The sequence below is a fragment of the Winogradskyella ouciana genome (genome assembly GCF_009709615.1).
GTDB classification, from domain to species: domain Bacteria; phylum Bacteroidota; class Bacteroidia; order Flavobacteriales; family Flavobacteriaceae; genus Winogradskyella; species Winogradskyella ouciana.
In genome coordinates, this window is the sequence record NZ_WJYA01000181.1 from 1 (window position 1) to 258 (window position 258).

Below are 258 nucleotides of genomic sequence, written 5' to 3' on the forward strand. Positions count from 1 at the left end.
CGGTGCCGGACGTGCCCTGGTTGACGTCGTACGTCTTGTGGCCGCCGCGGGCGCCGTCGGTGAGGTTGTAGGTGCTGCCGCTCTTGGTGGTGGTGAGCGGGACGGTGCCGCTGTACGAGCTGGTGCCCGTACCGGTCTCGATCGTCTCGTCCTGGAAGAGCTTCTTGCCGGTCTTCGCGTCGGTGACGACGTGCAGCTCGCTGGGCGTGCCGTCCTTCTGGACGCCGGTGACCACGGTCTCGTACGCGAGGACCGGCT

The 258-nt window shown here is 68.2% G+C and carries 1 protein-coding gene; it reads right to left on the minus strand.

Annotation, left to right across the window (positions count from 1 at the left end; all coding sequences use genetic code 11):
* Positions 1-258: gluzincin family metallopeptidase (locus tag F1003_RS18930; protein ID WP_235898428.1), on the minus strand; the 258-nt coding region annotated here is incomplete at both ends.